5 protein-coding genes are annotated in these 8,084 nt (G+C 59.6%); 1 reads left to right on the top strand and 4 read right to left on the bottom strand.

The genetic code is table 11. The features are described from left to right. Positions 1 to 3 precede the first annotated feature (3 nt). The 4 genes from HMPREF2842_RS09150 to HMPREF2842_RS01680 form a co-directional block, all read right to left on the bottom strand. Entirely contained in the window at positions 4 to 1,257 is a 1,254-nt protein-coding gene (locus HMPREF2842_RS09150) for a hypothetical protein (RefSeq protein WP_141752167.1), read from the bottom strand. 134 nt (positions 1,258 to 1,391) lie between these two features. Then, a complete protein-coding gene (locus HMPREF2842_RS01690) occupies positions 1,392 to 2,363 on the bottom strand; it encodes a Ppx/GppA phosphatase family protein (RefSeq protein ID WP_070642171.1) in 972 nt (323 codons plus the stop codon). Between the two features lie 283 nt (positions 2,364 to 2,646). Then, positions 2,647 to 5,448, bottom strand: coding sequence for a type I DNA topoisomerase (gene topA / locus HMPREF2842_RS01685; RefSeq protein ID WP_070642166.1), 2,802 nt, complete (start codon positions 5,446 to 5,448; stop codon positions 2,647 to 2,649). Positions 5,449 to 5,694: 246 nt separating this feature from the next. Continuing rightward, positions 5,695 to 6,333 (bottom strand): pyridoxamine 5'-phosphate oxidase family protein, encoded by a 639-nt coding sequence (locus HMPREF2842_RS01680; protein WP_246823137.1) that lies wholly within the window; start codon positions 6,331 to 6,333, stop codon positions 5,695 to 5,697. On the opposite strand from HMPREF2842_RS01680, the gene HMPREF2842_RS01675 reads away from it, so the two are divergent. Next, positions 6,332 to 8,083, top strand: coding sequence for a DUF7059 domain-containing protein (locus HMPREF2842_RS01675; protein WP_246823134.1), 1,752 nt, complete (start codon positions 6,332 to 6,334; stop codon positions 8,081 to 8,083). The two genes, HMPREF2842_RS01680 and HMPREF2842_RS01675, sit on opposite strands and share 2 nt — an antisense overlap. Position 8,084 lies beyond the last annotated feature (1 nt).

The following is an 8,084-nucleotide window of genomic DNA, read 5'->3' as shown; positions in this document are numbered from 1 at the left end:
CGGTCACCCACACTCAACTCGGAAGAGCCGGTTTTCGGGAATACCCGCCCGCATAGCCCTACCAAGAAAATAAAAGAATCCAACAATTAAAAACATTGCCGCAATAACCCTACCAATAAATTTAGCCAATGCCTCCGACCAAAAAGATTTTACATAATCCAGAATTCTTTTCCCTAAACTCATATTCATAACCACCTCGCGATAAATACTCTTATTCAAGTGATTTCTGTCAAGGACGGAATTAAAGAGCTCAAAGGCAGAAATCGGGAAGAAAACAACCAGAGAAACCAGAAACACCCTGCCACCTTGAATATAATTAGTCGAGCATACAGCAAACAAGGCAATTGCTATAGCCCACACAACAAGAATGGCTAGGACTTTACAATCCTTTAAATAGGTAGAAATTTTTACATCAAACTTAAATCCAAAATAGCTGGAATCATAAGAAAACTTCCCGTCATATTTATCCAAACCACTATATCGATAGCCCAGTTTATAAGGAGGCTGACCCGGGTTCTGAACACTATCTACTAAATCTCTAGCCAACCGATATTCAAGGCTAAGCGATTCATTGCTGTAAATATGGTTACTCCTTCCAAAAAGATACGCGTTTCGTATAAGAATATCTTTTTCATTGTATGCAAGAAACGAAGCAGAAGATAGAGTGAACCAAGCAAAAAACAATAAAATCCATAAAGGTATTTCATTATATCTACCCAGATTCATATCTGAAGGAATAATTAATTTACCCCATTCAGGACCATATTTCCACGAACCTAAAATTTCAGGAGCATACGAACTTCCTTGAAAATAACCAGAAAGGAAACCATGCCAAAAATTAAGAACAAATACCACAAACATGAAACGACTAGTAAAAAGTGCGAACTTTCTATAAGTAGCTCGCCGCGCATCCCCAGAAGGACCCTCAGCCCCCTCTGCAAATTTACCAACACTCACATATAAACTCAAAAGAATGCTCGCCAAGGATAAAATCATGCTTGCACGAATATCAAATAAAAAGTAGGGAATATTAAATACATACCCCCACCCCTGAATCAATTCTACCCCTGCTGAAGAGTCAACCAAAAAGCTCTTAAATGAATATATAATAATCCCAGATAAATAAATCAATGTAACCCCAATAAATTTTAACAATGGGTTTATTAGTACACTATCTCGGAATATTTTTCTACTTTTTTCTTCATGCTCTTCGCCCCAGGCTTCATTGACTTCGTCAATAACTTCTTGGATTTTCATCGGTGATTTTTCCTTTCCTACATCTTTGTCGGCGGGTTATATACAAAAGAAAAGCGGTGGCCCCGCAGGCGGGGTGCCCACTACACACCAGCCTGCGGGGTTCGTTGCGGCTATTCGGCCACGTTATACATCAGTTAAGCACCCAGGAGGGTCTTCGGGTTGACCGGAGTACCCGTACCCTCCGCCAGGTGCTCAATACGCTTCAGGATCAGGCCCTCACGCAGCGCCCACGGGCACACACGCATCGTCTCAACCCCGAACGCCTCCATCGCCGCCTCCGCAGCGATAGCACCCGCCAGCATCTGCTCCGCACGCGCCTTCGAAACACCCGGCAAATCGCTACGCTCCTCCACAGTCATCGCCTCCATGCGACGAGTCCACAGACGCAAATCCTGCAGATGCATCTCACGCTTCACATGCGGGCCCGCCGAATACGGCGCCGCACCACAAATACGCGCCAACGAACGGAACGTCTTCGACGTACCCACCGTCATATCCGGCGCACCATAACGCAGCAGATTCTCCGCCACCGGGGCGATCTGCTCACGCACATACTTACGCAGACGCTTCACCTGCTTCGGGCTCGGCGGCTGCTCATCAAAAAACTCACGCGTCAGACGACCCGCACCCAACGGCACGCTCATCGCCGCATCCGGCAACGCATTCGTACCCGTCGAAAACTCAAACGAGCCGCCACCAATATCAAAATCAAGGATACGGCCCGCACCCCAGCCCTGCCAGCGGCGCACCGCAAAGTACGTAATCGCCGCCTCCTGGTCGCCCGAAATACCGTTCAGGCTCACGCCGGTCTGCTCACGCACCTGCTGCAGCACCGCCGCACCATTACCCGCCTCACGGATAGCACTCGTGGAGAACGCCAGCAGGTCCTCCGCCTCATTCTCGATCGCGAAGTCGCGGGCGCTGGTCACGAAGCGGGTCAGCGCGTCCGCGCCCTCCTGTGAAATATTGCCCTCGGCGTCGAGGTACTGCACAAGCTGCAGCGGAATCTTGTGCGACGCGTACGGTTCGGGGCGCGCTCCAGGGCTGCCGTCAATCAGTAGCAGGTGGACCGTATTCGACCCGACATCCAGAACTCCCAGGCGCACGATGCGCTCCCCTCCCCCGCCCCGCGGCGGGATATCGTCTGTGTGCGGTACCGCAGGCGCGGCGCCTCTTCCAGTCTGTCAGAGGCGCGGGTCACTCCGCAAACAATCCGGGCGGATGCCCAGCATCAGCACAGCGCAAGCCTAAAAACGCGCCGGTTTCGCGCGCAAAACACGGGCGCAAACGTTCCCCGGACACGCAAAAGCCCGAGCACGCAAAAGGCGCAGGAGGCGCCCCACCCCACTAAGGGGTTCGGGACGCATCCTGCGCCTTCAGGTAGAAGCGTTACTCGGCGGTCTTCTTCGCCGCGGTCTTACGAGTGGTCGTCTTCTTCGCGGTAGTAGACTTTGCAGTCGTCTTCTTAGCCGTGGTGGTCTTCTTCGCGGCGGTCTTACGCTTGACCGGGCCCTTCGCACGCTTGTCAGCAAGCAGCTGCACCGCACGCTCGTGGGTCAGCGACTCGACCGACTCCGCACGCGGAACCGTAATGTTCGTAATACCGTCGGTGATGTACGGGCCAAAGCGGCCGTCCTTCACCACGATCTTCTTCTCGCTGACCGGGTCCACGCCCAGCTCAGCCAGCGGAGGCTTAGCCGCCGCACGACCGCGCTGCTTCGGCTGGGAGTAAATCTCCAGCGCCTGCTCCAGCGTAATCGTGAAGATCTCGTCCTCGCTGCCAATCGAGCGGGAGTCCGTGCCCTTCTTCAGGTACGGGCCAAAGCGGCCGTTCTGCACGGTAATCTCCACGCCCTCAGCGTCGGTACCGAGCACGCGCGGCAGGCTCATCAGCTGCAGTGCCTGCTCAAGGGTCACGGTCGCCAGGTCCATGGACTTGAACAGGGACGCGGTGCGCGGCTTGGCGGGCTTCGGCTTCTTCTTCGGCTTGGGCTTACCGTTCTTGTAGTATTCGGTCGGCTGCGCGTCCAGGTATGCCTGAATCTGCTCCTCGGTCATCTCCTCGATCACCTCGGTAACGTAGGGGCCGTAGCGACCGTCGCGAGCCACAATCTGGTTGCCGGAGACCGGGTCCACGCCGAGCACGCGGCCGTCGGACTTGCCCTGTTCGAGCAGTTCGCGTGCCTTCGCTTCGGTCAGTTCGTCCGGTGCCAGGTCGGCAGGTACATTCGCGCGGACCGGTTCGGTCAGCTCGCCAGTCTCGGTGTCGAGGGTGCCTTCGGCCTCCAGGTAGGGACCGAACTTGCCCACGCGCAGCACAATGCCGTCCGCGATCGGGATGGAGTTGATGCTGCGGGCGTCAATCTCGCCGAGGTTGTCGACGATGGGCTTTAGGCCGCGCTTGGAGTCGCCGCCGAAGTAGAACTCGTCCAACCACTCGACGCGGGATTCTTCGCCGCGTGCGATGCGGTCGAGGTCTTCTTCCATCTGCGCGGTGAACTCGTAGTTCACGTAGGGGCCGAAGCTGGATTCGAGCAGGCGCACCACGGAGAACGCGATCCAGGACGGAATCAGCGAACCAGAACGAACGTTCACGTATCCGCGGTCCATGATGGTCGAAATAACCGCCGCGTAGGTGGACGGGCGGCCGATGCCCAGCTCGTCCAGGGTCTTCACGAGGGACGCCTCGGTGTAGCGCGGAGGCGGCAGGGTCTCGTGGCCAGCGGGTTCAATCGCCTCGGCGGTCAGTGCCTCGCCGGTGGTCAGGTTCGGCAGGCGCTTCTCAGCGTCCTTCGCCTCACGCTCAGCCACGCGGGATGCGTCAACGCCCTCCTCGTAGGCGGCGAGGAAGCCGCGGAAGGTGATGACGGTACCGGATGCAGCGAACTCGGCGTCCTGGCCGTTAGATGCCACGGCGCCCAGGCGCACGGAGGCGGTGGAACCGGTCGCGTCAGCCATCTGGGAGGCGACGGTACGCTTCCAAATCAGCTCGTAGAGGCGGAACTCATCGTTGGACAGGGCGCCGCGCACGGCGTCCGGGGTGCGGAAGGTGTCACCCGCGGGGCGGATTGCTTCGTGTGCTTCCTGCGCGTTCTTGCTCTTGGAGGTGTACACGCGCGGTGCGGAGGGCACGAACTCGGCGCCGTACAGCTCGGATGCCTGGCGGCGTGCGGCGGAAATAGCCTGCTCACTCAGTGCCACCGAGTCGGTACGCATGTAGGTGATGTAACCGTTTTCGTAGAGGCGCTGCGCCACCTGCATGGTCACGCGGGAGGAGAAACGCAGCTTACGTGCGGCTTCCTGCTGCAGGGTGGAGGTGGTGAACGGCGCTGCCGGGCGGCGCTTGTACGGCTTGGTCTCAACGGAGCGTACGGAGAACGCGGCGGACTGCAGAGCTGCGGCGAGCGCGCGGGCGGCTTCCTCGTTCAGGTGGGTGACCTTGGAGGTGTTGAGGGTGCCGTCGTCGGCGAAGTCCTTGCCGGTTGCGACACGGTTGCCGTCTACGGCGACCAGCTTGGCGTCGAAGCCTTCGGAGGATGCGGTCAGGAAGCGTCCGGTCAGGTCCCAGTAGTTGGCGGCGACGAATGCCATGCGTTCGCGTTCGCGTTCAACGACGAGGCGGGTTGCGACGGACTGCACGCGACCTGCGGAGAGGCCGCGGCCGACCTTGCGCCAGAGCACGGGGGAAATTTCGTAACCGTAGATTCGGTCGAGGATGCGGCGGGTTTCCTGCGCGTCGACCAGGTGCAGGTCGATGTCGCGCAGTTCGCCGAAGGCACGCTGAATGGCTTCCCGGGTGATTTCGGGGAAGGTCATGCGGTAGACGGGTACCTTGGGCTTGAGGACTTCCTTCAGGTGCCATGCGATGGCTTCACCTTCGCGGTCACCATCGGTTGCCAGGTAGAGCGCGTCTACTTCTTTGAGCTTGCGCTTGAGTTCGGCGACCTTTTTCTTCTTGTCGGGGTTGACCACGTAGTAGGGTTCGAAGTTCTCTTCAACGTTGACAGCGAACTTGCCGACGGGGCTCTTCTTGAGGTTTTCGGGCAGTTCGGAGGGCTGCGGAAGGTCGCGGATATGGCCCATGGACGAGTCGACAAGGTAGTCCTCGCCGAGGTAGCTGCTGATGGTTTTGACCTTGGAGGGAGACTCCACAATCAGCAGGGCTTTTCCGTTCTTTGCCTGAGCGGGCACGGCACTCCTCTATCTGTGTGTTGAAAAGCTACGTATTCAACCATAACCTACGCTGGCGCTTGTGGGCGCCGACTGGTTGTGGTGTACGCGGGTGCGACGGTCGGTGGGGGTGAGTATTTTTGTTGAGTCTGCACGAGTGCGCAGGGTACTCGGTACATCATACGGTACCGAGGAGGTGGTGTGTGCACGGGGTACATGGGGGGCGGGTGCTGGGGCGCGCCGCACGGCACCCACTAACCGATGCTTCTAGCTGGTGAGGGTGTCCGAGTCGGGCTGGGTGCCGTCCAGGTATGCGGGCAGCAGCGGGTATTCGCGACCGTACACGGTCTGCGGCACGATGCGCACCCACTGCATTTCGTGGGTTTCGGAGTCGGGCAGGTCGAAGGTGCGCACGATCTGCGGGGTCATTTCCGGCGGCAGCCAGTGCGCAATACCGACCACGATGACGGAGCGAATACCGTCCTCGAGGGTCTCATCAATTTCGAAGGCGACGCGGCGGCTGACCACCACGGAGGAGAACTTATTGCCGCGAGTGGTGCGGATGTAGATTTCCTGGGTATCGCCCTGGTGAGCGACGGCGTAGAGCACGGGCAGCACATCGACGTGCTGTCCGTCAGTGAGGATGAGGCGGCCGAGAGTGTTCGCGTGCAGGCGCTCCCAGCACTTGTCGACGCTGATGCTTTCATCGGGGTACAGGTTACTCATGGTTTCAGTGTATGCGATGGGGTGGGCACTCTTGCGGTAGATGACGGTTTTGGTCAGTGGGTGGGTCGGAGCTGGAAAGCACATGCAGCGGTGCGGCGCGCTCGGGCGGTTAGGTAAGGCGGCTAGTAGGAAGACCAGGCAGGGCGGCAGGGTGCGGCGGGTGCGTAGAATGGGGTGCATGACTATTTCTGCCGCCTCTTTCGCTCCCGAGTACGCCGCCGTTGCGGATGCTCCCCGCAGCGATGATTACGCCCGCCTGATCCGCATCCGTGAACGCCTGTTGGCGTTGAACTACAGCTATGACGCTGTGCAGGAGCTGCTCGGTGTTGAGGCGGCTGAGGCGATGGCTCGTGACCAGGTGGTTCCGGGCTTGTGGCGTGTGGAGCATATTCTGCGCGGCGATTACAGTGCGGGTGAGAAGAACCTGGCGCGTCTGCTGGCGTTTTTCCTGCTGGCTCGCCCGCTCACTGAGACTGAGGCAGCCGAGGTTTTCGGCGATGCCCTGGTTGACTTCGAGAATGCCGCGCTGATTGAGCGCGACGCTGCGGATTCTACCCGCTGGTCCGCGAGCGTTGATTTGCGCCCGCACGCCGCCGATGACGGCACCGAAATCTTTGTTGCCGCCGACCTGGGTGCGCATCAGCGCCCCGGAGTGCTCCGTAAGGATCACGTGCTCGGCATTGGTCACGCCTCCCTGACTCTGGCGCAGATTACCGAGCGTACCCCCGTCAAGCGCGCCCTGGATGTGGGCACCGGCTGCGGTATTCAGACCTTCCATCTGCTCGCTCACGCTGAGCACGTGACCGCCACCGACATTTCGGAGCGTGCCCTGGCGTTCGCCCGTTTTAACCTGCTGCTGAACGCGCAGGCGCTCAATATTGATCCGCAGAACCCGCAGGCGCGCGTGAGCCTGCGTGAGGGTTCCCTGCTGGAGCCGGTCGCCGGTGAGCTTTTTGACCTGGTGGTGTCGAACCCGCCGTTCGTGATTACCCCGCGCGTTGCCGGTGAGAGCGCCGAGGAGCAGTTCACCTACCGCGACGGCGGCCTGCCCGGTGACGAAATTGTGAGCACGATGGTGCGTCAGCTGCCGTCGGTGCTGGTGCCCGGTGGCCGCGCGCAGATGCTGGGCAACTGGGAAATTATTCGCGATTCGGCGGACCCGGACGCACCGCGCCCGTGGGATGAGCGTCCGCGCGCCTGGGTTGCCGACGGCGGTGCGGAGGCGTGGTTCATTCAGCGTGAGGCGCTGACCCCCGCCTCCTACGCGGAAACCTGGCTGAAGGATGCGAGCGAGAACCGCGACCGCAGCCACTACGAGCAGACCTACGTGGCGTACCTGAACGACTTCGCTTCCCGGAACGTTCATTCTATTGGTTTCGGCATGATTTGGCTGCGCCGCCCGAACGAATCTACCGCGGCAGGCGTAACCGAGCCCCTGCAGCGATTCGAGGAGATTACCTACCCGATTCAGCAGCCCATTGCCCGCGCCCTCACCGAGTCCGTACGCCGCTACGACCGCCTCGCCGCCATGGACGATGAGGCGCTCCTCGCCACGCACCTGGAGGTCGCCGAGGACGTCACCGAGGAACGCCACGGCCGCCCCGGCGCCGAGCACCCCAGCGTCATTTTGCTGCGTGCCGGTTCAGGTCTGTGCCGCACCCAGCTGCTCTCCACCGAGACGGCGGGCTTTGCGTCGGCAAGCGATGGTGAGCTTGCCGTCGGTCAGATTGTGGCGGCCCTTGCCATGCTGCTGTCCTGGCCCGAATACGACGAGTCCGCCGCCGCGGCACGCGGTACGCAGGAGCAGCATCCGCGCGATACCCTGCTGCACGCGGTGCGTGAGCTGGTGCTCAAGAGCTTCCTGCACTTTAGCGACGAGCACGCGAGCGCAGAATCGGCTGCCGCAAACACTGCAGAAGAGCAGGGCTAGG

The organism is Rothia sp. HMSC069C10, assembly GCF_001812205.1.
Lineage (GTDB): Bacteria > Actinomycetota > Actinomycetes > Actinomycetales > Micrococcaceae > Rothia > Rothia mucilaginosa.
This window is presented reverse-complemented; position numbering and strand designations above follow the sequence as displayed.

What these genes read in the sequence shown, in the direction of transcription:
- HMPREF2842_RS01675 (WP_246823134.1), top strand. Translation starts at nt 6,332, where the DNA reads ATGACTATTTCTGCCGCCTCTTTCGCTCCCGAGTACGCCGCCGTTGCG.
- HMPREF2842_RS01680 (WP_246823137.1), bottom strand. Translation starts at nt 6,333, where the DNA reads ATGCACCCCATTCTACGCACCCGCCGCACCCTGCCGCCCTGCCTGGTC.
- HMPREF2842_RS09150 (WP_141752167.1), bottom strand. Translation starts at nt 1,257, where the DNA reads ATGAAAATCCAAGAAGTTATTGACGAAGTCAATGAAGCCTGGGGCGAA.